Source organism: Fibrobacter sp. (genome assembly GCA_012523595.1).
Lineage (GTDB): Bacteria > Fibrobacterota > Chitinivibrionia > Chitinivibrionales > Chitinispirillaceae > JAAYIG01.
Window position 1 is genome coordinate 1 of sequence record JAAYIG010000160.1, and the last position, 24,851, is coordinate 24,851.

The following is a 24,851-nucleotide window of genomic DNA, read 5'->3' on the forward strand; positions in this document are numbered from 1 at the left end:
ACGGGTGTTCTCGATGAAGAATCAGACTCTCTTGATTTGAAGCAGGCAAGGGAGAGAATTGACAGGCTGCTTATCTCAAAGGCTCTGGAATCAACAGAAAGAAATGTTTCAGGTGCTGCCAGGCTCCTCAGGATAAGCCGGAACGCACTCATGGATCTTATAAAGAAATATCAACTGTGAGAAAGATCGATTACAGCCGGAAATTACGACTGATAAAGGAATGCAAAGCGGTAACCGCAGCTTTTTCCGTTTTGTTACTGGCTCTGTGTTCCTGCAATTTCATTAAAGATCCCTGGACTCCATTTCAGTATTCAACCACAGATGTTTCCGGTACGGTTTACGATGCTGTTTTTAAAAAGCCTGTGCCGGGTGTAAATGTGAGAATTTCCAGGACTTCTGAAAAAGCTGTTACCGGTGCTGATGGAAGTTTCCGCATAGAAAATGTCAGGACCGGAAAATTCTGGCTGGTTTTCAACAGCTCTCTTTACAGAACCGACTCTGTACGAATTGAAGTCAAACTTTCAGGGAACGACAAAGAGTACTTCATTAAACGTAAAGAACAACCTCCTGAAATCACCTCCTTTTCATTTTCTCCGGAGAATCCTCTCTCCTGCGATGAGCCGCTTACAATCCGATTCAGTGCAGTGGATTCCACAGGAGGTATTTCCGGATTTCGATTGAGCAGTCCGGCAGGGGAGAGAATGCAGTACAGAATGGGGGCAAGCCCATTTAGTATCAGTGATTCAGTAGTGTTTGTGTCAGATTCAGGTGGAAATCTGATGGTGGAACTTACGGTGACCGGGAGTGATGGTGACAGCACAGTAGAGAGTCTTCAAATAACTCTACCCGATAACCGCCGCCCTGTTTTTTCTCAGGTCCGGCTTTCTCAGGATGCCTTTATAAGTGGTATTTACAGTTTTATCGAGGTTTTCGCCAGAGATCCTGATGGTGATTTTTCGCATGTTGTAATAAACTGGGGTGATGCCGGTACAGTTCAATCCACAGACACTGCCGGAGTTTACTGGCATAAGTACACTGTTTCGGATGATACGACATTTCAGGTCAGTATTCTGCTCTTTGACAAGTATGGAGCATCAAGAGATACTGTAATACCTGTGAGGGTACGTTTTTCAGCTCCAGTGCTCGATGACAATCTGCTCTTTGTACCCAGTCAGTATCTCTCGCCTGAGGACAAGGAGGTAAAGATCGGAGTAAGGGTGCTTGAAATAGAGGGGTGGGTTTCTGAGATTGTCTGGATAATAAACCAGAATGATCCTGATGCCTTTCTTTTCTCAAGGGCAAATTATGATTCTCTTACCGGGGTAATCGGAGATATCGGAAATGTATTTGTTAACCAGTTTCCGACTGATAAACTGAAGGGAACCAATTTTGTTCAGATAAGTGTATCTGACCGCTACGGGAACCGTACAACTGTTGTCGGGAGTTTTTTCATGGCAGGCAGAGCAGAATAGATGCGGTAATTGCCATGTTTCCTGGCAGTTAGCGGCGTTTATAAAAACCGGAGAAAGACTGTAAGTGATTGATTTTCAAGGAAAACTTAACAAGGTACGAATTTTGCATATTGCTCTGGGCGGGGGAAATATGAAGCGGGCTTTTGTTGTAGTAGTTTTATTGTTCGCATGCAGGAGTTTCTGCGGCCTGGATTCTTCGGATTCTCTTGTTGTCCGTTCCATGCTTGAGCAGATTGGATGGAGCAATGTTTCTGTTGACAGCGTTATCGGCCCTGTGCAGACTGCTAATTCCCGGAATTTCAGAATCACTCAGCTTGACCTCTCATATCGCCCCGGATACCCCCGATTAACCTCATTACCATCTCAAATAGGCAAGCTGCCAGAATTGACATTTCTTTCATTGTCCGGGAATCAGATTTCAACTCTTCCTGAAGAAGCCGGTACACTTTACAAACTTATTCATCTTGATCTCTCCGGAAATCTCTTTACTGATGTTTCAGAGGAAATAAGCCGGCTCCAGAGCCTTACTATGCTGGATATGTCAGAAAACCTGATTAAATCTTTCCCTGAGGCTGTATTCAAGATGGGTTTAAAGGTTTTGAACCTGAGCCGTAATCAGATCTCTGTTATTCCGGAGCGGATAGGGGAGATGAGCTCATTGGTAAATCTTTACCTGAATTCCAACCGGGTAGAAGAGATTCCTGGGGAGATTGCAAAATTGCCGAATCTGGAGATTCTCCAGTTGGATTCAAACCTGCTCCAGGACCTGCCCCGGGAAATTACCGGTTTGAATCTCCTCAAAATAAGCTTGAGGGGAAACACGATCTGTTTTCCTGACACTCAGCTTTCAGGCTGGCTTGACTCACATCATCTGAGCCTTGACTGGAGGGCATCACAATATTGTCCCGAAGCATCATACTCTGTAATAATCCGGGAACCAAACACCGGATCGACAATAATGCTTTACTCCAATACCGATATAGAGAAAAGCAATCTGAGTCAGACACAGACTCTTTATGTGCGTGATACACTTCTTAGTACTGCACCAGCAGGAAAGAAAGTTTTAAAGGCTGTTAATGTCAGTATTAATCCGCTACTGAGTACTGCGATAAATGTATTGACAGTCTCATTTCCGGTGGAGGATATCAATAACCTGCAGACACTCTCGATTTATCATGTCAACAGTAAAGGACAGTTTGAATTTATAGAGTCTTTTTCCGGTGCTGAGGGCAGAGTTCTCTCTGTTAAAACCACAAGGACCGGGATTTTTGCTCTGGTATCAGGCGGGGTATCGCCGGTGAAAGACAGGAATCTCTCCCGGAGCAGATCATTTGTGAAAATCTTCTTAAAAAGTTCCAGTATAAACGTCCAGGTTTCGCTTCAGTCTAAATCCCGGGTAAAGGTAAGAGTAATCTCCCTCAGCGGGAGACTCGTTTCTATTCTTGATGAAAGAGAATTATCTCGAGGGGAGCATTACCTGTCCTTTGATAGAGGCCGTTTCCCCGGAAACGCATGTATTCTGCAGGTTAAAACTGCTGCCGAAACAGTCAACCGCATTATTTTTTAATCTGAGTTTATAGTACTGAAAGCTCATTCTGTTGTCAGGAAAGTTGGCACACTGCCAACTTTCCTGGCAACTTTCTTTTTCACCGGTTTGAGTCTCTTTATTTGTAAGTTGTTGAAAATGTGCGAATAGCAGAATGCCTTCCGAGAGTTTAATTTGTGGCATTATATTTGCATAATTGGCGCAGTGCACACACATTTAAACCTTAAGGAGGAGTGATGACAAATTTAAAATCTCACAGAAATGTATTGTTTCTTTTTCTGTTTGCTCTTGCAGTTTCAATCAATGGGCAGGAGCTTGTACCAGCCGATCCGTATATCATTGTCAGACCTGCGGAACCGGTAGCTGATAAAGATACGGTTGTGTTGAAGCTTATTATTGGTACGGCTCAGAACTCATGTGTTGTTCCGGAGATAAAAGACATCAGGTTTACTATCGAACAGGCTAATATTGCTGTTTATCCGCCAGTTTACAGCGTTTACCTCAATTATCAGGTATTAGAGCTTCCAAAAGACAAGGTTTGCCCTGCTGTTTACAGTCCGGTAGAGTATGGGCCTGAGTACAATCTGGGTACTCTTTCAGTGGGAACTTATGAGGTATATGACAATAGCAGTGGAATCATGACGTTGGATCCAAAAAAACCTGTTTATCCCCATGTCGGCTCTTTCAGTGTAGTAAATGGTTCTGGAGTGCCAATTCGCCGATACTCAGTTCAGGGGAAGGTAGTTGATGATCCCTCACCGCTGAAGAGAGCGAGCCTGCCGATCGAGGGTGTAAAAGTTTTGCTCAGGAAATCTGAACTGGCCAACATGGATCAACTTCTATTGGATCCTTCAATTAGTCTTGCTCCGCCGAGTGTTATAGATTCAGCTTACACCGATTCTAATGGTAATTTCTTTTTCCCCAAATTGTTACCAGATCTCTACTCTATCGAATGTTTACATCCCAATTACAATCCGGCAGGTGTCTTTTTTAATCTAGCCTCGGATACCTCGTTTCAAATAATGATGCTTGAGAAGAGTTCCACTGTTTCGGTTTCCGGGCACGTAAGAGAACTTTTTAATGCTGAACTGGTTCCTCTGGAGGGATGTACCATAACTGTGACACAACCGCAGATTGCTTTTCCCATTGAGGCTGCCGGGCAGTTGATTTCAATACCAATAAGACCGATTGATCCGGTTGTTTACAAAGCGGTAAGCGGTACGGATGGCAGCTACAAGATTACAGGCATTTCCCTTTCTGCCAATAACGAAGCCTGGTATGTAAGAGCAACAAAACGCGGTTACAATGAAGAGTCTAAGACTGTGAGACTGTCCGTCGGCTCAGATCAGGTTGTCGATTTTGTGCTTCAGAAAAGGTATGCAAATTTTATAAAGGATACTGTCGATGGTATAATTATTACTCTCTCTACTGAAAAGGAAGCGTACAATGTCGGGGAAGGTGTAAACATCCGTTATTCACTCACCAATACTACATCCCGTGATATTACATTCGGAGGTTTTTCGGCAAATTGTGAATATGATATGGCTATCGGAGCGAAGGATGCGGATTTACCATACTACAAACTCTCTGATTTTGTGACCTGTCTCAGGTCAATTTCTGAAATTGTCGTTCCTGCGAAAGATTCGGTAGTAAAGAGTTTTCCGCAATATGTGATTCCTGAAGACCTGGTAAAAAGTGATGAGTATCAGCCGTGGTATGTAGAGGCAGGGCTGAACAAGGATGAATATAAGGAGACTTGGATCAGGCTGGGATTCAGAGTCAGAGAGATTCCTGTGTCATCCAGGCCGGTGTCTTCCGTGAAAAAGGGCAGGAGTGTGGAGTGCAGTCTGATCAGAGAAACATTATCTCTGAATCTTTCGGAGAGAGAATTTGTCAGGGTGACGGCTCATTCGCTTGATGGCAGGATAATTCCTCAGTTGACTTTTCAGAAGCAGCTTGGCGCAGGTTCGCATGTTATTCCACTCGATATTTCCGGTGTAAGAGGAATCTGTCTGTTGAGAGTATCCGGTGAAAAGTTTACCAGGGCATTCAAACTGAATCTTGCTGCAAGGTGATAAAATAGAATCTCTTCAATTGATTTGCAGGCGGCAGAGTTTCTTTCTGCCGCCTGTTTTTTATGAGGGTGAGTTATAAGGAAATGGTTTAAGTCACTAATTATGTAGAGGTGAGTTGTTGACTGAAGAGTTTAAGTTTGCGAATTCATGTCAGAGGTGATTTATCGACTCAGGGTTTAAATCACAATTTATCTGAGAGGTAATTTCAATATCACTACATTATTGCCAGATTATCCATAAAACCAATGTAAAAATTCACTATTGCTTTACCCGCCAGAACAGCGATCCAGATTCCGGCTCCCAGAAACGGACCAAAAGGAATTCTGTGATCAACGCTGAGCTTTTTCGTGACAATCATACCGATGCCGGCAACTGAGCCCAGAAGAGCACCAAAGACTATTCCCATCAGGGAGATTTCCAATCCAAAGAGAGCTCCTGCTGCTGCCATCAGTTTTATATCTCCTCCACCCATTGCATCGCCTTTTTTTAAAGCAATTGTACCAATCCAACCGATCAGGTAGAGAACACCACCTCCACCCAGTATACCGATAAATGACTGCAGGGGAGTGATTCCGCCGGGTAGAAAAGAGATAATCAGGCCTGCTGTTATAATAGGAAGTGTGAAGAAATCCGGTATGATGTAGTGTCGGAAATCGATTACAGCCATTGGTATCATCATCAGAAGAAAAAGGGCCTGGAGGATAACAGACGTGCTAAGGAAGATGTCAGCGTTTCCGGCGAGTGCTTTCTGAGCAAACAGATACCAGAGTGCAGCAGATGCTCCTCCGGTGATCAGTTCGATCAGTGGATAAACCGGAGATATTGGCTCTTTGCAGCTGGCGCACTTTCCTCTCAGGAACAGATAGCTTAATACAGGAATATTTTCCCATGGCCTGATTTTCCTGCCGCAGGAGACACAGTGGGAAGCGGGAAAAACAACCGATTCACCCCTGGGGAGTCTCCAGATAAGGACATTGAAAAATGATCCGATTACCAGTCCTGAAATACCTGCGATAACACTGATCAACTCTAGATCTCCGATCCCTGTTTCACCACACGATTTCCTGTTTTCTGCTTTTTTTGTATCTCTTTGTCTGGTTTCTTCTGCTGAATACTTTTTATTGATGATCGGGTTTTGTTAATACCCTTCAGACTCAAAGCCTCTGGAAGTTTCTTATAGGAGCGGTAGACATATGATTTCTGGAAATCGGACTGAATGCTTCTGGCTGGAAAGGAGGAAATAGAGAGGCAAACAGCCCAGGCAATCAGCACTGCTTTTGCCAGTCCGATTAAAGCACCCAGCATTCGATCTAACCATCCAAGCAGGACCAGACGGACTATTTTCTTCAATGCCCATCCGATGGAGATTAAGATAAGTACTACTGCGATGTAAATAAGCAGAAAAGAGATGGCGTTTTTGATATGGAGAGGGATGCGATCAAGGGGAAGAACCCTGGACAGATCTTTAAAGTAAAGAAATCCGATTATAAAACCTGATATCATTGCCGCCAGACGGATCACTTCTCCGATGAATCCACGCTTGATTCCAATCACTGTAAAGATCGATGCTATGATCAATATCGCTAAATCCAATGTATGCATAAATGAATTTCGGTCAGGGAAAGAGTGTCAGGGTTAAAAATAATAAAAGGGCGTTTTTACAATTGTAAAAACCGCCCTCAAGGATGTGTTTTGAAAGGAAGGTTCAATCTTCTTCGAGGATTCCAACCACGTGTTTATCTTCGATTATGAAGATTTTATGATTTCCCTTTTTGTAGATCCATTTTTCCTGAACTGCCCATGGCTGATGCATGGTTTCCATTGCATGTGGTTCGCCCAGAAGAAAGAACAGAGTTTCCTTTTTGATTCCAATCTCAAACCGACCATCGTAGATGCATGATTTATCGAGTTCCGGAAGATCGGGGTTTTGTTGAATGTAAGCATCAATCTGTGCCTGGTCAGGCTTTATGAAGTCACTTCCTGAACATCCGGCCAGAAAAATACCGACAGTAACCAACCATTTAAGCACTCTGAATTTCATCCTCGAACTCCTTCTCGGTTGTAAAAATTTTCACCAGTTTGTTAAGCCCGACAACCTCCAGAACATCTCTGACGTATTCATTAGGTTCTATCAGAACGAGGCTTCCGCCGATTTTTTTCAGTGTGTTGTGACAATAAATCATTACGTTCAGGGCGCCACTGTCAAGATAGGTTACCTGTGCCAGATTCATTGCTACGTGCTGAAACTTTTTCTCAAGTAACGTATTTACATAAGATTTCAGGATAATGGAGTCTTTCAATCTGTCGATTTTACCGACAAGATCGATGATGTGAAATCTGTCTTTGTCCCTTCCGCCGATATCCATCTTTGAACCTTTGTGCTGTTATTGCGTTACTGTGAAAAGAAACCGATTCATAATATAATATTAACTCTGGTAATTTGAAAAAAAAAGTAAGCGGCATGCTTCGAATTTTCGCCGGTTTGCATTCTCGTGCTCAGGGCATCACATATACTTTATTTCTTCCGCTCCTCTTGCCCTCCATCAAGGTACTCTCCAGTTTTTTGAGAAAATCATTTGATGACTCATCTTTTGAGCACTGCCCAACAGAGAGAGTAGCAGTGACTCCGTTTGGAAGTGAATCGATGCGTTTTGTCTTCTCGTGAATGCCTGTGCGCAATCTTTCTGCAAGCTCCATCGCCTCACGCCTGTTTGTATTTGGTAATATCAATATGAAGCGATCACCAGAGTAGCGGGTAAGGATGTCGACATTTCTGATTGTTCTCTTAATGATTTTCACAATGATGGTCAGAACTTTGTCGCCGACCTCATAATTGAGAGCTTCGTTAATCTTCCGGAACTCATCAACATCGATCATTATTGAGGACAGTGCATGTTTGTATCTTTTTGCACGAAGCATCTCTTCTTTAAGCTTCTCCAGGTAGTAACCCGGGGTGTATACTTTCTGAATCCAGGCCTCATCCCCACTGGCAGCAGATCCCTGTGCCTGCTTAGCAGCAACGGGGAGGAGATCGGATGGTGACTGAATTTCGAAATAGTCGATAGCTGCTGTCTGGATTCCTACTGTGCGTCCGAGTTTCTTTTCTAATCCTTTTTTGTTTTCAAGTATATGTCGCCATGTTGTCCTGGCATCTCTCTGAGATATCGATTTCCCCGTTAATCTGTGAATTAAAACAGAAAATGGATTCTGCTGTCCGTAACGGCTCTCGGAGAGGAATCTTTTGACGAAATTGAAGGAGCGGGGATCAGATTTTTCCAGCGGTTCTTCAATCAGTTCTTTATATCCTTGAAATGATATATTGTTGCCCATGTTAATTCCTGGTGTATTGATCAGTTCAGTTAAGCGCTTTTATAGCTATACAAATAATCAGCCATCCACTAAAGTGGCTCAGTATTATAATAATTGATTTTAATTCCATCAGCAATGTAATACATGTTTTTCCCTGTGAGGAAGTTTTCCTTTTGTTATTCAGGGAACCAAAAACCGGGCCACTCTGGGGTAATTGTGAAATATACGGAACAATGGGATCTTCTCTGAATTGTGACCCAATAAAACAACTGCCAAAGCACATACTATATTTAATTGATTCAAATAATTATCACAGGGGTAAATATATGAGTCTTTTTGAGGTAAAATGTCCAATCTGTAAGGGAACCCTCTGGATCGATCCGGCCAGTGGTAAGGTGGTTGACCATAAAACTATCGATCAGCAAAAGACCAGTTTCGAAGACTTTTTAAAGAATCGCAACAAAGGAACCGCCTGGGACGAGAAGTTCCAGAAAGCCAAAGAGGAGGAAAAAAAGAGGAAAACAGAAATTGAGGCAAACTTCAAGAAAGCCAAAGAATCTCCGGAAGAGGGATTACCGGAGCAGATGAAATCACCACTAGATTGGGATTGATCAGGGAGGTTCTCTACTTATGAAAGGATTAATAGCTTTGATATTGGCAAGCACTACACTCTCATGTTCTTCGAATTATCCGGATGGACTGTATGCTGATCTAAAGACCTCAAAGGGCAAAATAGTCCTGGCACTGGAGTTCCAGAAGACACCCTTAACCGTGGCTAATTTTGTGGGGCTCTCCGAGGGCACGATAAAATCATCACGGGGAAAGATTAAATATTATGATGGCCTGACATTCCATAGAGTCGTCCCAGGGTTTGTAATTCAGGGTGGCGATCCAAATGGAGATGGCAGAGGTGGACCGGGATACCAGTTTCCGGATGAGTTCAGCCCTGATCTCAAACACGATTCTGAGGGAATACTTTCGATGGCCAACGCCGGGCCAGGTACCAATGGAAGTCAGTTCTTTATTACCCTTGCGGCAACTCCTCACCTCGATAACCGCCACTCAGTTTTCGGCAGAGTGATAGAGGGAATGGATGTTGTGAAAAAGATAGAGGTTGGTGACAAGATCGAATCTGTAAAGATTCTCAGGATAGGGAAGAAGGCAAGTGAATTTAAAGCTGATCAGGAGACATTTGATACCTTGGTGAAAAAAATTAAAGAAACAGAAAAAGAGCGCATTCAGACTGCGATAAGTCAGAAATATCCAAATGCTTTAAAGACCCAGAGTGGTCTGAACTACATTGTGGTAAAAGAAGGGCAGGGGGAAAAACCAGCCTCTGGAACAAAGATCAAAGTACATTACACCGGAACATTAATCGATGGCAGGAAGTTTGACAGTTCAAGGGATCGCGGTACCCCACTGGAATTCAATGTCGGAACGGGAATGGTGATTCCGGGGTGGGATGAGGCTTTGCTGGATATGAAAAAAGGAGAACAGAGAACTCTGATAATTCCGCCTGAACTGGGTTATGGTCCTTCTGGATATGGCCCTATACCGCCTAATGCCATACTTGTTTTCGATGTCGAATTGATCGATTTCTGATTTGATGTATTATGAACGTCTGCCTCTGCTGTAAAGCATGCAGGCAGCGTTCATCGCCGACCTGAGACTCTCTGTAGAGGCTTTTCCAGTTCCTGCGAGATTAAAGGCTGTGCCATGTCCCACAGATGTGCGGATTATGGGCAATCCCGTTGTAATATTGACTCCGTGTTCAAAATCCAGAGATTTCAATGCAACGAATCCATGGTCGTGCAGCATCGATACTACTCCGTCAAACTCGCCCTTAAAAGCCCGCATGAAAATGGTATCAGGTGGATATGGTCCTGATGCATCGATTCCTTCCTGTTGTGCCTGTTCTATGGCAGGGGTGATGAACTTTGGTTCCTCATCACCGAAAAGTCCGTTTTCTCCGGCGTGGGGGTTTAGACCTCCAACAGCGATACGTGGTTTTCCGATGCCCAGATTTTTCATGGCGCTGTCAAGGAGTTGGATGTTTTTCAGAACACGGTCTTTAGAGATCAGGTTTATCGCTTCTTTCAGGGAACAATGGGTAGTAACATGCGCTACTCCCACATTTTTTAGGAGAAAAAGCATGGTAAAATCGCGGGTACCGGTTCTGTCCGCAAAGATTTCCGTATGTCCCGGGTAATTGATACCTGCCATCTTCAGGGATTCTTTACTTATGGGGTTTGTGATAACACCTGCGGCTTCATTTTTCATAGCCAGGTCAATAGCCCGGATAATGTATTCGAAAGCAGCTTTTCCGCAGACAGCCTGTGCTTTACCTTTCTGGAACTGATCCGGTGAGATGATACCAGGATCAAGGACGTTTATTCCAGAATCGTCAAATTCTTTTAATGATGTGATCTTGTTGAATGAGGGAGAGATTCCCACGATATCTGCGGCCTGGATAAGAACAGAGAGGTCACCCAGTACCGCTACATTAAAAGGGCCCTTGAAATCATGAAGGGTTTTTATTGTGATTTCCGGGCCAATTCCGGCAGGATCTCCCATTGTGAGGACAAAGAGAGGTTTTTTTTTGTCAGAGTTCATATTTACTCCGCTGAAAAGCTAAATCCAGGTTAAAAAAATGCCGATACAATAATATGAACGAACTGAAAAGACTTCTGATCAGGCAAGCGGTTGAGTTGTACAAGGAGATTTATCCCTGTTCAGCAAGGACCAGTTTAGGTGACTGTTTCACTACTGAGGAGAAGAGAATCATGTTCTGGTTCAACACCTCAGACAAAAGCACCCACGTTCTGACTGCAGATATGCAGGAATTCTCATTTCAGACTGCTAACAGTGAAGCCTGAGATCTGTGCCTGCCCGGTTATTCTCAGGCTCAACCCGCAGCAAAGATCTTTAATTCTACTTTTTACTTTTTCGCAGTGCAGAGGCGATATTTTCCAGACCCTGGTCTTTAGAGATAGAGGCGGCGCGGTTTTCGCGTTGAATCCGCTCGTAAATCTCTTCGCGGTTGACGGCAATGTTCTTCGGGGCTTCGATGCCCAGCTTGACATGCCTGCCATCGAGGTCGACAATTTTTACGGTGATGTTATCACCGATACGTATGGATTCGCCGAGTTTTCTTGTTAAGACCAGCATGTCTATTTCTTCCTCAGAATTGGTTCCTGCGTAGTGTAGCGTTCGTCATCAATAATGATCTGTTTTCCGATTCGTCTGGTACGGTTGATGACAATCGGTCCGACAAGATTGGCAGTGGATTCCAGAGGGTTTTCCCTGATAGTTACGATAACGTAAAGCAGGATATCCTCAGCTCTGGTTATGGCCAGGTCCTCCATCTGCTCCTTGACTATGTTTGGAGAATAGTCGGGAAGGAAAGTCAGAGGGTTTATAATAGCAAAGCGCAGTCGAGAGCCGTCCACACAGACAAGCCACTCAAAAGGCTGGTATTCCGGAATAGTTACAATTACAAATTCCTTGTTTTTTTCGAAACCTGGAATTCCTGCCGGAAATGTCAATACATCTTCTTTTGAATAAACAAGGTCCTTAAAGAAATCACCCATATTCAGGAGGCTCCCTGTAGGTACTGGTACGATGGAATATTTAAAAAATCGTTTATCGCCCCGGGAATTGTCAATCATTAATGAAAAGGGTTGCCGCAGCCCTGTATTTCAGAGCGGCGGCAAGACCTGGATTATCTGATGCTATCCCTGGAGGAGACTGAGAACGTTCTGAGGGAGCACATTAGCCTGAGCAAGCATGGCGTTGGATGACTGTAAAAGGATCTGATGCTTTGTAAATTCGGTCGTCTCGGATGCAAAATCAGCATCGCGAATCACGGATTCTGCGGCCTGCATGTTCTGCACCTGGTTTTCCTGGCTTGTCAAAGCGTGTTCGAGACGGTTTACAATAGCACCGATATTTGCTCTCAGTGTATTGACACTCATCAATGCGTTATCCAGAGCGGAAATGGCTGCGGTGGCGCTTGATTGAGCGGTGAGGCTTATATCGGTAGTCGCTATGCCGATAGCAGTCGTGTCGATGGAGTCGATACGGAACTGGATTATGTCCTCTTCGGGATTGTTGTTGGCGCCGATATGAAGAATTCCGCCATCATCGGTTCCCCATGGAGCATCTCCGTTAAGAAGACTCATTCTGTTATACTGAGCTCCGCCAACTATTCTGTCAATTTCACTTGTAAGCTGGGTAACTTCAGCCTGAATAAAGGTTCTGTCGGTTGAAGTCAGTGTATCGTTGGATGCCTGTATTGACAGTTCACGCATTCTCTGCAGCATGGCATTAACTTCGGTCAGCGCTCCTTCAGCGATATTAAACAGCGCTATGCCGTCCTGGACGTTTCTGGAGCCCATTGACAGTCCGCCTACCTGAGTACGCAACTGTTCAGATACACTCAACCCGGCTGCATCATCAGCGGCCCGGTTAATACGCAAACCGGTTGACAGCTTCTCCAGAGACTTGGCGAGGTGTCGATCAGTCTGCCTGAGCGAATTCCCGGTTATCATCGCCGGTACGTTGTGGTTGATGCGAGGCATATTGCCCTCCTTTTATTTGTGCTTCCGTGCAGCCGGTTCTGACCCGAACTGCCCTCCTTGAGTCATCCTGACCTTACCTGCTTCCTTGCTTTTTGCAGTAATATGCAATGGCCGTGCCAAACTCGTTTTGCCCTTTATTCATTGAATTGGCCATATTTTCCTTCTGCCTTTATCAAGCACCGGGAAATTTTTGCCCGGTACTAGAGAAAATTGACCAGTGATGGTTGAATGATACGCGCTGCAGACTGCAGTGCAGCCTTGTACACATTTTCAGCCAGTAAAAACTTGCTTATTGTATCAGCCATATCCGCATCTTCAAGCTCGGAAATAAAAGAAGTTATTGCGGTTGTCTGACTATCGTTGCGGGAGAGTGTAGTCTCCAGACGGTTAATTCTGGCGGCGTTTCTTGTCTGCGCAGAGAGCATCACCTCAAACACGTCATCGAGCTCTCCAATGGCTCTCTCTATTCCGGGTTGATCGTTTTTTAAAAGGCTTTCCCCAAAGCGGATCATCATGCCCATTAGCTCATTTCCACTGGAATAATCGGTGATCATCTCCTCCAGAGATATATTGATCGGCATGACTATACCACCCTCTATCTCCCTGAGGATCTCTCCTGTAGTGGTGACAGTCTCACCGAAGACGTTTTTTCCCTTGGAGAGGTAATCAAACTCCATCCTCACACCATCGGTTGCATAGTTTGTCATGACATCTATGGCCAGATCCGCATTGAGGGGAGTAATTGTCCCTGCTTCATAATCAATCGTGTAGTCGACATTTTCTACATAGGTTGTGGTGCCGATTCTCAGAGAGAAAGTGCCAGGAATGATTCTGGTGACAGGGGTCATATCGAATGCATTGAATATCTGTGTCGGTGTGCCAACACCGCCTGCACTCGCATCGAAACTGGCCATTCTGAGATTGTCGTAATCATCTACAGATCCAGCCGAAGAGGAATTGACTATAACTGGCGGAATCTTTGACTGAGGTCCACTGAAGATGTAATCACCTTTGTACTGGGTGTCAATCAGGGTTATCAATTGACGGAAGATCTGCTGTACTTCGGCATTTATAATTTTGCGCTCTGCTGCGGACTGGGTATCGTTGGCTGCCTGTACTGCCAGTTCTCTTGCCCTCTGCATCAGAATGTTCATGCTGTCCATGGCCTCACCGGTGATGGTCATATAAGACAGCCCGTCATTGATATTCTTCTTATACTGCTGGTATATCTTCAGTTCGGAGGTCATATTGATGTCATTTGCAACATCAACCGGGGCATCCGACGGGCGCAAAAGGCGTCTTCCTGTAGAGAGCTGTTCCTGCAGATGAACCAGTTCATTGTAGCGGTTACGGATAACATGCTGCACGTTCCGGTTAAGTTGCGATACTGTGACTCTCATACTTTCCTCCGATTACATATTCAACAACACATCGAGCATCTGGTTGACTGTTGTGATCAGTCTTGCAGATGCCTGATAGGTGTGTTCAAATCTGATAAGATTTCCCATCTCCTCATCCAGCGAGACTCCTGCTATGGCGTCCTGATGAGACTCGTACTGGGCAACGAGAAATTCTCTTGTTTCAAGGCTGGCACCGGCCTGGTTTCGGCTCAGTCCCAGTTCTCCAATAAATGCGCTGTAGAAACTTGTAAATGTGGCGGTGTAATTTCCGTGCAGGTCTGCTTCCATTGTTAATTCGCTTCGCAGCTTTGCTATCGCGACGGAATTTGTGTTATCTCCGGGCCCCAGGTATCCGCCGCTTCTGTATTGAAGATCAACTCTGAGATCTACAGTGTCATATCCTGCATGCAGGGTCTGAATTGTTCCTTGTATGTAGTCAACTACATAGTCTACTCCTTCGACCAGCACGGTATCCGGAGAATAGACAATCACTGTTCCTTTAACGATGTTGCGTGCTTCAACTGGTGCTCCAGATGAGGGGTCACGGTAGAGCTGCTGCGGAGCAGCGCCGAAATTGTGGCTTCCGGCAGCCAGCACATTCTGTGTGGCAGTGTGGTTCTCTCCACCGCCTGCTGCGGCTATGTTCTGTACAGAAGCCAGAATAGCGGGACTCAGGTTGATATCAGAGGCTCCTGTGGTTTTTGGATCAAAAAACTCTATGCCTGTGTATCCGTTGAGGCTGTAACCTCTCCAGTGAAGTTCATTTACCCTCTCAACCAGACCTCTGGCCAGAGTATTGAGCTTCTCCTGAAAATTGGGGATTATAATGTCCCGGCTCTCGATCAGGCCCTTCAATTGACCGCTAAGAGGTTTGAATTGGTTTTTGGTTTCCGCTACTCTGATACCAATTTCTCTCATCGATGTACCGTCGGGCAGGTCAAATGAGGTGGTAAAAGTTTCAAGTTTCTGATAATAGGCGGGGGCCACAAGCAGATTGCTGCCGCTTGAAATAGATATTTGGCCGATTTCGTTTTCAATAATTGACACATCGACTATTGACGAGAGTTCCTTGACAATCATATCTCTCTTGTCGCGGCTGTCATTTGCGTGCTGCATTCCGGTCTCAACAGCGCCGATTTCAATATTGAGATCATAGATCTTCTTTATGAGTTCATTTACCTTCTCCACCCTCTGTACAATCTCGTCATTTCTGGTCCTGCGGAGATCACTCAGTTCATTAGAGAAATTATGGAATACATCGTTGAGCGCCAGGGCGTTGGTTTTCACCATTTCTCTTGCTGACAGGCTGGATGGGTTGTTGGAGAGGTTTTGCCAACTGTCAAAGAAGGAATCTATGAATGACTGGATACCGGTATTACCAGGTTCCATGAAGATGTTTTCGATGCTCTCCAGGGTAAAGTCGATCTCTTTCCATAGTCCGACTTCCTGGTTCTGGCTCTGGATCTGGGCGTCGATAAAGCTGCTTCTTACCCGTTCAATATTGATGACATCCGCTCCCATCCCAATCTGACCGTAAATAGGGTCCCGGCGGTATGCTGCAGCCTGATTGACACGTTTTCGGGAATACCCCTCAACATCGGCATTGGAGATATTCTGTCCAGTTACATTTATAGCCATCTGGGAAGCTACCAGACCGCGCATTCCGACACCAAGGGTTGAGAAGAGTGACATTTTAGCCGCCTATGCTGTTTTGTTTATCAGTGTAGATGTTGAAGGTGTTCCTGCTGTTCTGCCTTTGATACCGTACTGAGCGAATTTTCCGTTTGCCTGCTGCAGAAAAGAGAATGTGTTTCCGATAAATCCTATTGCCTCTTCAATAAGTATCTGGTTGCTTGTGTTGAGCTTCGAGAGGTCATTAATCTTCTGCTTGAGAGATGTGTGGATTGACGAAAACTTCTGTCTCCACTGCTCCGGCAGTTTCTCTATGATCTGATGCAGCTTTGAAACTGCCGCTGGGAGACCCAGAAATGAGGAGATCGTTTTAACGCACTCTACCCTCTGCTCTTCGAGTTTCTCTATCTGATAGATCTGTTTTTCCTGTTCAGAGGAGTGTTGCTGCAGGGCTGTGAGATCATTTTCCTTAATGGCTTTATTGAATGCCTCTGCAGTCTCCACCATCGAAGAGTGTATTTCAACCTCACGGGAAAGAATATGTTCAAGTTCCTGGAGTGATTTTTCCATAAACTACTCCTTTGAAAAGCGCTCCTTATATTCCAGTACTGACTTTACATAATCAATGGTCTCCCTGTACGGGGGAATACCGTTATATTTCTCAACAGCAGCGGGCCCGGCATTGTATGAGGCAAGCGCCAGTTTTTCATCACCATTGAATCGGTTAAGCATAAGGCGCAGATATTTCACTCCACCATCTATGCTTGCCCAGGGTGAGAAGGGGTGTGTAACACCCATATCAGATGCTGTGGTGTCCATGAGCTGCATCAATCCCTTTGCTCCGGCACGAGAGACCGCATAAGGGTTACCTGCTGACTCCTGAGCTATAACCGCGGAGATCAGAGCCTTGTCCACTCCATACTTTTCACTGGCCTGATTGATAAAAACATTCCACCTGCTGACCTGAGCAGTAACTGATTTGCTTCCGGTTTCCCGTCCAGTACCGCTTTGAGGAATAAAAGCCTTATCGAGCATCCAGGGCTCCATTCCACCGATATTCCTGAGCTGTTCCAGGGAATTACCCGGGTTTTCATAGCGCTCGAGTTCCTTTACAATGAGGTCGGAAAGACCCAGAGATGCATGATTTCCAATCATTTTGGCATATTCGTCATCGAGCATCTCAGTATAGATTTTTTCTCCGAAGCCCATTGGCAGCAGTGGGTTTTCACCTGTGGTTTTGCGCATGGCACGGAGCATCATAGAGGTAAAAATCGACTCAAATTCTTTAGCTACTTTTCTGATTCGATCAGAAGTCTGAGGAGAATATGTCTGAGAAGATGTAATTATTGCAGCATGCATAATTGTGAATCCTTTCGGTGGAGACCTTAAGCAACAGTAATGCCAAAATGTAACTTGGATAAAATCAATGACATAGGAAAGACAGTGCCAGGAAATAAGGGGAAAAAACTTCCCGGTAGGGGAAGAATTATCCTGGCTTAGCTGGTCTTTTTGGAGAGCTGAAGAGTTTCACTCTGTACACATGGAAGATCTGAAAAAAACTATATTGGAATACTATATTAATATCAGAATTCTTTTTTTCAAAGGTATGACCAGTCCGGACAGACCTTTGATTTCGGGACAGGAACTATGAAAAAACTTATGTTGGGAAATGAAGCTGTGTCCCGTGGCGCATTCGAAGCGGGTGTTACGGTTGCTACAGCTTACCCTGGAACTCCAAGCACTGAGATAACCGAGTATCTCTCCAGTTACCCGGAAATTGATTCGGAGTGGTCGGTTAATGAGAAAGTTGCATTGGAGATCGGTATCGGAGCATCGATTGCCGGAGCCAGAGCACTGGTCTGCATGAAGCATGTTGGTTTAAATGTGGCGATGGACCCGCTGATGTCTATCTCCTATCCCGGGGTTAACGGTGGTCTGGTGATAGTGGTTGCTGATGATCCGGGGCAGCACAGTTCACAGAACGAGCAGGATACCCGTTACTTCGGAATTGCTGCAAAGGTTCCGGTACTGGAACCATCTGACAGTCAGGAATGTAAAGATTTTGTTATAAAGGCATTTGAACTGAGTGAGCAGTTTGACACGCCTGTAATTCTCCGGCTCTCGACCCGTGTATCGCACTCTCAGAGTGTTGTTGAACTCGGGGAGCGTCAGCAGATTCCACTGAAAGATTTCCAGAGTACTGAGGGGAAATACATAGTAGCGCCTGGATATGCCCGGAAGCGCAGGGTGGTAGCTGAGAAGCGTCTTGAAGAACTGTGTGACTATGCAGAAACCACAGACCTGAATGTGGTTCAGGAAAGTGACCGCCCGGTTGGAGTTATTACCAGCGGCATAGCATTTCAGTATGCAAGGGAAGCCTTACCTGAAGCCGGTTTTTTAAAGCTGGGGCTTTCTTATCCGTTGCCTCGTAAGAAAATAGAGGAATTTGCGTCAAAATTTAAGAAGCTCTATGTTGTTGAGGAACTTGAACCGATCTTCGAGACCATCATAAAAAGCTGGGGTGTAAAGGTAATCGGTAAAGAGAAGCTGCCTGCCATAGGTGAACTCGATGTTTCTACTATCAGAGAGGCTCTAACAGGCAGGCGCTTGTCTGAAACACCATTGAGCCTGGGTTATCAGCTTCCCCAACGCCCTCCGGTGCTCTGCCCCGGATGTCATCACCGGGGACCTTTCTATGTTCTGAAGAAATTGAAGCTCCGGGTGTCCGGCGATATCGGGTGCTACACACTTGCGGCGTTTCCTCCGTTTTCATCGATGCATACCTCTATTTGCATGGGCGCAAGTATCGGCATGGCTTTCGGCTTTGAGAAGGCAAGGGGAAAGTCTTTTGCCGGGGAGTCGGTGGCAGTGATAGGGGATTCAACATTCTGGCATTCAGGGGTAACCGGGCTTATCGATGTAGTCTACAACAAGGGATTTACAACCGTCATTATCCTCGACAATGCAGTAACCGCAATGACCGGTCATCAGGAAAACCCGTCAACCGGGCGTACGCTCCACGGTACCGAGACGGTTCAGCTTGATTTTGAGGCACTTGCACGCAGTATCGGGATCAGGAGAGTAACCGATGTCGATGCTTATGATTTAGATGCGCTTGAAAGGGTGATACGGGAAGAGGTTGCCGCAAAGGAACCCTCGGTCATAATCACCAGAAAGCCCTGTATTCTGAAGAAGGGTGCGACCTCGATTCGTAAAGAGCCATGTGAGGTTTTGATTGAGAAGTGCAAGGCATGCAGAAAGTGTATTGCTCTGGGGTGTCCGGCAATATACTGGAAGGAGAATAAAGCTTTTATAGACAGTACTCTTTGTACAGGTTGCGAGTTGTGTAAAAGTGTATGCCGGTTCGGGGCTATTACCAGTAAATAAGGATAGAAAGGCTGATATATAAATGAATATTATAATAGCGGCAGTGGGTGGACAGGGAGCGCTTCTGGCATCCCGGGTAATAGGACAGGTAGCTCTGGGGCAGGGATATGAGGTAAAACTCTCTGAAGTTCACGGAATGTCGCAGCGTGGAGGCAGTGTTATAAGCTTTGTCAGGTACGGCAGTAACATCTCCTCGCCGGTAGTTGAAAAGGGAAGTGCAGATTTTATTCTGGGTCTTGAGCTTCTTGAGGCAGCAAGATATATTGACTACCTTAAAGTCAATGGCACCATCATCTGCAATACTCAAAGGATAGCACCCATGACTGTTATTACCGGGGCTCAGAAATATCCGGAAAGTATTATCGATGACCTTAAAAAACTTCCTTTAATATTATATACTCTGGACGCACTGACTCTTGCCCGGGATGCAGGTAATGTTAAGACAGTTAACTCTGTTATTCTGGGCAGTCTTGCCAGCCTGTCATCGATTGATTTTAAAGAATGGCAGGAGGGCCTGAAGAACAGTGTTCCTCAACGTTTTCACGATGCCAATTTAAAAGCTCTGAAGTCCGGTTTCGATGCTTTGCAGGGAAACCGGCAGACAACTTCAGAAAGGGGATAACTTGATTAAAGAAGCAGATACCACCGCAGCTGGAGTAATTTACTGGAACGAGGAGATTGAATGTATCGGCCGCAGTGATCTGAGGAAACTGCAGTCTGAGAAATTGCGGAAAATGGTCGAGCGTATTTACTACAATGTACCTTTTTACCGCAAAAAGTTTGATGAGGCAGGGATAAAACCGCAGGATGTAAAGGGAGTTGAGGATCTGCACCGGCTTCCGTTTACAACAAAGCAGGACCTCCGTGACAACTATCCCTATTCTCTTTTTGCAGTGCCCATGAAAGAGATTGTCCGTGTGCATGCTTCATCGGGTACAACCGGAAAATCGACTGTGGTTGGCTATACAAAAGAAGACCTCGAAATCTGGTCTGAAGTGATTGCCCGTACACTCACCAGTGCAGGGATAACATCAAAAGATGTAATTCAGGTTGCGTACGGATATGGCCTTTTTACAGGTGGTCTTGGAGTGCATTATGGTGCTGAGAAGGTGGGTGTGACTGTAATTCCGATTTCAGGTGGAAACACCAGACGTCAGATTCAGGTAATGCAGGATTTTGGTACAACAGCTCTGGCTTGTACACCATCGTACGCTCTTTATCTGGCTGAGGAGATGCAGGAGCAGAAGATGAGATGGGAAGATAACTCTCTTCGGGTAGGAATTTTCGGAGCTGAACCCTGGACTGAGAACATGCGCAAAGAAATCGAGCAGAGTCTCTCCATTACTGCAATAGATATTTACGGTTTAAGTGAAATTATAGGGCCGGGAGTAGCCAGCGAGTGCGTTTGTCAAAGTGGCCTGCATATAAACGAGGACCATTTCATACCTGAAATAATCGATCCTGATACTCTGGAACCGCTGGAGGAAGGGGAGAAAGGGGAGCTTGTTTTCACTACTGTTACCAAAGAGGGGCTGCCTCTTCTCAGGTACAGAACTCGTGACCTTACAAGCCTCACTTACGAGCGCTGTGAATGCGGACGGACCCTGGCAAGGATGCGGAAGTGTCTGGGACGTTCCGATGACATGCTTATCATCCGCGGTGTGAACGTTTTTCCTTCACAGATAGAAGCTGTGCTGCTTGAGACTTCCGGTACCAAACCCCATTACCAGATTATTGTCGACCGTAAGCACAACCTTGACACACTGAGCCTGCTGGTAGAGGTCGAGGAGCATTTTCTCTCCGATGAGATTAGAAAGCTCGAATCAATGAAAGAGAAAATCAGGCATGCTGTGGAGAGCAACCTAGGTATCAGTGTAAACGTGAATCTGGTCGAACCCAAGACCATACAACGAAGCGAAGGCAAGGCAAAACGGGTTATTGACAACCGCAATAATCTTCAATCTTAACAGAAGGAACAGGACATGATCATTCAACAGTTGTCAATATTTCTTGAAAACCGTTCCGGACGGCTTACTGAACTTACAGAAACACTGGCTGAGGCAGAAATAAACTTATCGGCTTTGAGTGTCGCTGATACTGCGGAATACGGTATTGTAAGGGCGGTCGTATCTGAGCCGGAGAAAGCCCGTGAGATACTGAAGTCAAAGGGATTCAGCGTGAGTCTCACCGATGTACTGTGTCTTTCAACACCCAATACGCCGGGAGCTCTTGCCCGTGCACTTCGTATTCTCTCCGATGCTTCTGTCAGCATTGAGTACCTGTATGCATTTTCCATGGGAGAGAGATCTCTTGCGGTGATAAAGACTGAGCATACACTGCAAGCGATCAGGGTGCTTGAGGAGCACGAGATGGATCTGGTGAAGGCCAGCGACCTGTATAAGATATAGCTTTTCAGGTTAAAACAGAGTTTTTAAAAGGCACTGCTAGTCGGTGCCTTTTTTAATTTGGATACAGAGCTAAAATGTCTTTCTGTTTTCATTTTCAACCTGCTGCTTTTTTCCTGTACCGGAGTTGTCCTCTTTAGGTGCTGGGAGTTTGCCTGTGAGGTTGAAGTATACGGAGTCCCCTATTATTTTGTGCATGTAAAGATTGTTGGCTATTACCGCTATTCTTTTGTTCAGGAATACAGATTTGGTGTTATGGGGTGAGATTTTGGATGGCATTGCGAGAATGGCCGCAAGTTTTGTCGACTCGCTCCTTGTCAGATTCGCCGAGCTTTTCTTGAAATACTCCATCGAGGCTGCTTCACATCCGAAGATATTTTTTCCCCACTGGGCATAGTTCAGATAGAGTTCAAGTATTCTGTCTTTGCCAAGGTAGCGTTCCATCATTATGGAGTAGGCAACTTCCTTGATTTTTCTCTCAAAGCTTCTCTCTTTACTCAGAAAAAGGTTCTTTGCTACCTGCTGAGTTATGGTGCTGCCGCCCCGTTTGACTTCTCCCTGGCTGCGGTTATAGGCAGCAGCCTGGATCATGGCTTCCAGATCGATTCCTGGGTGGGTGTAAAACCCGTCATCTTCAGAGGCTATCACTGATGTTCTGAGATTTTTGGAGATTGAGTCAAGAGGCACGAATCGGTGAAGGAAGGTATCAGGCTGACCATCCCGGACAAGCTCTTCTCTGTAAAGCCTCATGAAGGCGCTTTCCTGAGGGTTAACTGACCGGAGCGCTTTTACCTCCTTTATCGGTTTCATTACAAAGTTATAGGCTGAAATGATGGCAACTGTTCCGGCGATGGAGAAAAGGACTGAATAAGTGAGGAGAATACAGATTACAGTTGCGAAAATGAATTTCAGTATCCGAAGTGCAATTTTCAGCAGTTTTTTCATGATATTTCTTGGAGCAGTAATTAAATTAGTTTTGTGTCTGAATTAACCTGCATTTCCTGCGTTTGAGTTGGATACAGTTAAGAACTGTGCAAAACATTTTCCCACGGTTAAGTCCAAGTAAATCATTTCTGAATCCTGAACAATCAGGGAAGCTGAATAGAGATGAAAATAGGTCATTTTGCTGATCGGAAGCAATCACAGTGGAGGCATGAAAGATGAGGAACAGATTTTCCGGATGCTTATTGCTCTTTCTTCTGCCATTTTCCCTTTTTTCACAGAATGCTACAGAGATAGTGCGGAAGGCTGACCAGGTTCTCCATGGTGAATCCAGTATATCAGAAATCACTATGACCATAGTAAGACCGCAGTGGTCACGCCAGGTTTCTATGAAGGGCTGGAGTAAGGGGGATGACTATTCACTCATTCTGATCACAGCTCCACCCCGAGACAAGGGAACTGCCTTCCTGAAGAGAGGGAAGGAGGTATGGCAATGGGTTCCATCTATCAATCGAACAATAAAGATTCCTCCATCTATGATGGGGCAGTCCTGGATGGGGTCTGATTTTACCAATGATGATCTTGTCAGGGAGGCTTCGGTAGTGAATGATTACGATCACAAGCTGCTGCCCGATACATCAATCGATGGTACTGCTGTATATAGAATAGAGATGATTCCCAAACCTGATGCTCCGGTTGTTTGGGGGAGGGTTGAGGCATGGATCGGCAAAGAGGATTATATAGAACGCAAAGTTTTCTTCTATGATGAAACCGGTTTGCTTATCAACACTATGACACTCTCTGGCATTAAAGAGATGGGCGGCAGAAAAATACCGACGAAACTGGAGATGGTGCCTGCTGACAAGAAGGGACACTCAACTACTCTGGAGTATAAAGATATAAAGTTTGATGTTCCGATAGAGAATTCGTTTTTCTCCCTCCAGAATCTAAAGCAGGTAAGGTAAGGATGTCAATGTACCTGGTGATGGCTTTCCGAAATCTCTGGAGGAATTCACACCGGACACTTATCATCACTGCATCGGTGTTTTTTGCAGTAGTGCTGGTGCTTTTCACCCGTTCAATGCAGCGTGGTACCTATGAGCATGTTATCCGCACATCACTAAGGACTTCTACGGGTTTTCTTCAGGTACAGGCTCCTGAATTCCGGGATAAAAGATCTTTGGAGAACAGTATGGAACTGGATGAGAGCCTGATTAGAAAGGCTCTTGCAATAAAGCATGTCACTCATGCGGTGCCAAGGATAGAGTCATTCGCTCTGGCTTCAACAGGTGAGGATTCCAGAGGTGTAATGATAACAGCAATTGCCCCCCCGCAGTGAGGACCGGATGAACAACCTCTCGGAGAGAATAACCGATGGACGGTTTCTTGAGAGCGGTGACAGGGGTGTTCTTGCCGGTGCAAAGCTTGCCGAATACCTTTCCCTGAAAGTAAATGACAGTCTGGTTCTTATCAGTCAGGGGTATCATGGAGCAAGTGCTGCCGGAATTTATCCGGTAATCGGCGTAGTCGATCTGCCGGTTCCTGATCTTAATGCAAATGTGGTGTATATGCCGCTTGAAGAAGCGCAGTGGTTCTTTGCCATGCCCGGCAGAGTCACATCACTGGCTGTGATGATCGATGATGCGGACAAACTGGGAGAAGTAAAGGCGGAGGCAGGGGATATTTTCTCAGGTGATTATGTTGTACTTGACTGGAAGGAAATGCTTCCGGAGCTGGTCCAGTTTATCCAGATTGACAATGCCGGAGGGGTGATAATGCTTGGTATCCTGTACCTGATTATCGGATTTGGCATCTTCGGCACTGTGATGATGATGTCCGCGGAGCGGAGGAGAGAATTTGCGGTGCTGATTTCAATCGGCATGAAGAAGTGGAGACTCAATCTGATGGTTTTTCTGGAGACGGTTATCATCGGGTTGATGGGTTCTATCGCCGGGATGCTGTTTTCCATACCATTGCTTCTTTACATGAAGGGACATCCGATCAAACTGACTGGAGATGTTGCAGAGGTGATGATAAGGTATGGATTTGAACCGCTGATACCTTTTCTGGTTGAGCCATCAATTTTCATAAACCAGACTATGA

At 45.3% G+C, this 24,851-nt stretch carries 28 protein-coding genes; 14 read left to right on the top strand and 14 right to left on the bottom strand.

Going from position 1 to position 24,851, the window contains the following annotated elements; translation table 11 throughout:
- The 4 genes from GX089_10700 to GX089_10715 all read left to right on the top strand — a co-directional run.
- Window positions 1-180 (top strand): AAA family ATPase (locus GX089_10700; protein ID NLP02955.1); only part of this gene is annotated, 180 nt, incomplete at its 5' end.
- Window positions 177-1,472, top strand: a complete 1,296-nt coding sequence (locus GX089_10705; protein ID NLP02956.1) for a carboxypeptidase-like regulatory domain-containing protein — start codon at window positions 177-179, stop codon at window positions 1,470-1,472. The genes GX089_10700 and GX089_10705, both read left to right, overlap by 4 nt.
- 64 nt (window positions 1,473-1,536) lie before the next feature.
- Window positions 1,537-3,039: a leucine-rich repeat domain-containing protein gene (locus GX089_10710; GenBank protein ID NLP02957.1), complete on the top strand. Its 1,503-nt coding sequence runs from the start codon at window positions 1,537-1,539 to the stop codon at window positions 3,037-3,039.
- A 215-nt stretch (window positions 3,040-3,254) separates the two neighbouring features.
- The gene (locus GX089_10715) at window positions 3,255-5,093 is read left to right on the top strand and encodes a carboxypeptidase regulatory-like domain-containing protein (protein ID NLP02958.1); all 1,839 of its coding nucleotides are present in this window, start codon (window positions 3,255-3,257) and stop codon (window positions 5,091-5,093) included.
- Window positions 5,094-5,307: 214 nt separating this feature from the next.
- Here the strand turns inward: GX089_10715 and GX089_10720 are convergent, their stop codons facing one another.
- The 5 genes from GX089_10720 to GX089_10740 form a co-directional block, all read right to left on the bottom strand.
- Complete coding sequence (locus GX089_10720; protein NLP02959.1) at window positions 5,308-6,120, bottom strand: prepilin peptidase; 813 nt, start codon at window positions 6,118-6,120, stop codon at window positions 5,308-5,310.
- 2 nt (window positions 6,121-6,122) lie between these two features.
- Window positions 6,123-6,695, bottom strand: coding sequence for a CvpA family protein (locus tag GX089_10725; GenBank protein NLP02960.1), 573 nt, complete (start codon window positions 6,693-6,695; stop codon window positions 6,123-6,125).
- Between the two features lie 103 nt (window positions 6,696-6,798).
- Window positions 6,799-7,134, bottom strand: coding sequence for a hypothetical protein (locus GX089_10730; GenBank protein ID NLP02961.1), 336 nt, complete (start codon window positions 7,132-7,134; stop codon window positions 6,799-6,801).
- Window positions 7,115-7,459, bottom strand: a complete 345-nt coding sequence (locus GX089_10735; protein NLP02962.1) for an STAS domain-containing protein — start codon at window positions 7,457-7,459, stop codon at window positions 7,115-7,117. Before GX089_10735 ends, GX089_10730 begins: the two co-directional genes overlap by 20 nt.
- Before the next feature lie 130 nt (window positions 7,460-7,589).
- On the bottom strand, window positions 7,590-8,423 hold the full coding sequence (locus GX089_10740; GenBank protein NLP02963.1) for a diguanylate cyclase: 834 nt from the start codon (window positions 8,421-8,423) through the stop codon (window positions 7,590-7,592).
- Between the two features lie 305 nt (window positions 8,424-8,728).
- On the opposite strand from GX089_10740, the gene GX089_10745 reads away from it, so the two are divergent.
- Window positions 8,729-9,013, top strand: a complete 285-nt coding sequence (locus tag GX089_10745; GenBank protein NLP02964.1) for a hypothetical protein — start codon at window positions 8,729-8,731, stop codon at window positions 9,011-9,013.
- Window positions 9,014-9,032: 19 nt separating this feature from the next.
- On the top strand, window positions 9,033-10,004 hold the full coding sequence (locus tag GX089_10750; GenBank protein ID NLP02965.1) for a peptidylprolyl isomerase: 972 nt from the start codon (window positions 9,033-9,035) through the stop codon (window positions 10,002-10,004).
- Window positions 10,005-10,013: 9 nt separating this feature from the next.
- On the opposite strand, the gene pdxA is transcribed toward GX089_10750, so the two are convergent.
- A complete protein-coding gene (pdxA, locus tag GX089_10755; protein NLP02966.1) occupies window positions 10,014-11,015 on the bottom strand; it encodes a 4-hydroxythreonine-4-phosphate dehydrogenase PdxA in 1,002 nt (333 codons plus the stop codon).
- Between the two features lie 53 nt (window positions 11,016-11,068).
- On the opposite strand from pdxA, the gene GX089_10760 reads away from it, so the two are divergent.
- Complete coding sequence (locus GX089_10760) at window positions 11,069-11,278, top strand: hypothetical protein (GenBank protein ID NLP02967.1); 210 nt, start codon at window positions 11,069-11,071, stop codon at window positions 11,276-11,278.
- A 55-nt stretch (window positions 11,279-11,333) separates the two neighbouring features.
- On the opposite strand, the gene csrA is transcribed toward GX089_10760, so the two are convergent.
- The 7 genes from csrA to GX089_10795 all read right to left on the bottom strand — a co-directional run bounded on the left by csrA (window position 11,334) and on the right by GX089_10795 (window position 17,193).
- Entirely contained in the window at window positions 11,334-11,570 is a 237-nt protein-coding gene (gene csrA, locus GX089_10765) for a carbon storage regulator CsrA (GenBank protein NLP02968.1), read from the bottom strand.
- Between the two features lie 2 nt (window positions 11,571-11,572).
- Window positions 11,573-11,992 (bottom strand): flagellar assembly protein FliW, encoded by a 420-nt coding sequence (locus GX089_10770; protein NLP02969.1) that lies wholly within the window; start codon window positions 11,990-11,992, stop codon window positions 11,573-11,575.
- Between the two features lie 141 nt (window positions 11,993-12,133).
- Window positions 12,134-12,982 (bottom strand): flagellin, encoded by an 849-nt coding sequence (locus GX089_10775; protein ID NLP02970.1) that lies wholly within the window; start codon window positions 12,980-12,982, stop codon window positions 12,134-12,136.
- 200 nt (window positions 12,983-13,182) lie between these two features.
- On the bottom strand, window positions 13,183-14,382 hold the full coding sequence (gene flgL / locus GX089_10780) for a flagellar hook-associated protein FlgL (GenBank protein NLP02971.1): 1,200 nt from the start codon (window positions 14,380-14,382) through the stop codon (window positions 13,183-13,185).
- Between the two features lie 12 nt (window positions 14,383-14,394).
- Window positions 14,395-16,074 carry a flagellar hook-associated protein FlgK gene (gene flgK / locus GX089_10785; protein NLP02972.1) on the bottom strand — a complete coding sequence of 560 codons (1,680 nt, stop codon included), beginning with the start codon at window positions 16,072-16,074 and terminating at the stop codon, window positions 14,395-14,397.
- A 9-nt stretch (window positions 16,075-16,083) separates the two neighbouring features.
- Window positions 16,084-16,584: a flagellar protein FlgN gene (locus GX089_10790; protein NLP02973.1), complete on the bottom strand. Its 501-nt coding sequence runs from the start codon at window positions 16,582-16,584 to the stop codon at window positions 16,084-16,086.
- A gap of 3 nt (window positions 16,585-16,587) precedes the next feature.
- Window positions 16,588-17,193, bottom strand: coding sequence for a lytic transglycosylase domain-containing protein (locus tag GX089_10795; GenBank protein ID NLP02974.1), 606 nt, complete (start codon window positions 17,191-17,193; stop codon window positions 16,588-16,590).
- 468 nt (window positions 17,194-17,661) lie between these two features.
- Here GX089_10795 and iorA point away from each other — a divergent pair, with 468 nt between their 5' ends.
- The 4 genes from iorA to GX089_10815 are packed head-to-tail and all read left to right on the top strand — an operon-like array spanning window position 17,662 to window position 21,809.
- Complete coding sequence (iorA, locus tag GX089_10800) at window positions 17,662-19,401, top strand: indolepyruvate ferredoxin oxidoreductase subunit alpha (GenBank protein NLP02975.1); 1,740 nt, start codon at window positions 17,662-17,664, stop codon at window positions 19,399-19,401.
- A gap of 22 nt (window positions 19,402-19,423) precedes the next feature.
- Window positions 19,424-20,023 carry an indolepyruvate oxidoreductase subunit beta gene (locus GX089_10805; protein ID NLP02976.1) on the top strand — a complete coding sequence of 200 codons (600 nt, stop codon included), beginning with the start codon at window positions 19,424-19,426 and terminating at the stop codon, window positions 20,021-20,023.
- A 37-nt stretch (window positions 20,024-20,060) separates the two neighbouring features.
- Window positions 20,061-21,368 carry a phenylacetate--CoA ligase gene (locus GX089_10810; GenBank protein ID NLP02977.1) on the top strand — a complete coding sequence of 436 codons (1,308 nt, stop codon included), beginning with the start codon at window positions 20,061-20,063 and terminating at the stop codon, window positions 21,366-21,368.
- A gap of 15 nt (window positions 21,369-21,383) precedes the next feature.
- Entirely contained in the window at window positions 21,384-21,809 is a 426-nt protein-coding gene (locus tag GX089_10815; protein ID NLP02978.1) for an acetolactate synthase, read from the top strand.
- 69 nt (window positions 21,810-21,878) lie between these two features.
- Here the strand turns inward: GX089_10815 and mtgA are convergent, their stop codons facing one another.
- On the bottom strand, window positions 21,879-22,751 hold the full coding sequence (mtgA, locus tag GX089_10820) for a monofunctional biosynthetic peptidoglycan transglycosylase (GenBank protein ID NLP02979.1): 873 nt from the start codon (window positions 22,749-22,751) through the stop codon (window positions 21,879-21,881).
- 215 nt (window positions 22,752-22,966) lie between these two features.
- Between mtgA and GX089_10825 the strand changes: the two genes are divergently transcribed.
- The 3 genes from GX089_10825 to GX089_10835 all read left to right on the top strand — a co-directional run.
- Window positions 22,967-23,713, top strand: a complete 747-nt coding sequence (locus GX089_10825; protein NLP02980.1) for an outer membrane lipoprotein-sorting protein — start codon at window positions 22,967-22,969, stop codon at window positions 23,711-23,713.
- A gap of 2 nt (window positions 23,714-23,715) precedes the next feature.
- Window positions 23,716-24,087: a hypothetical protein gene (locus tag GX089_10830; protein NLP02981.1), complete on the top strand. Its 372-nt coding sequence runs from the start codon at window positions 23,716-23,718 to the stop codon at window positions 24,085-24,087.
- 7 nt (window positions 24,088-24,094) lie between these two features.
- The coding region (locus GX089_10835; protein NLP02982.1) for an ABC transporter permease at window positions 24,095-24,851 on the top strand (757 nt) is incomplete at its 3' end.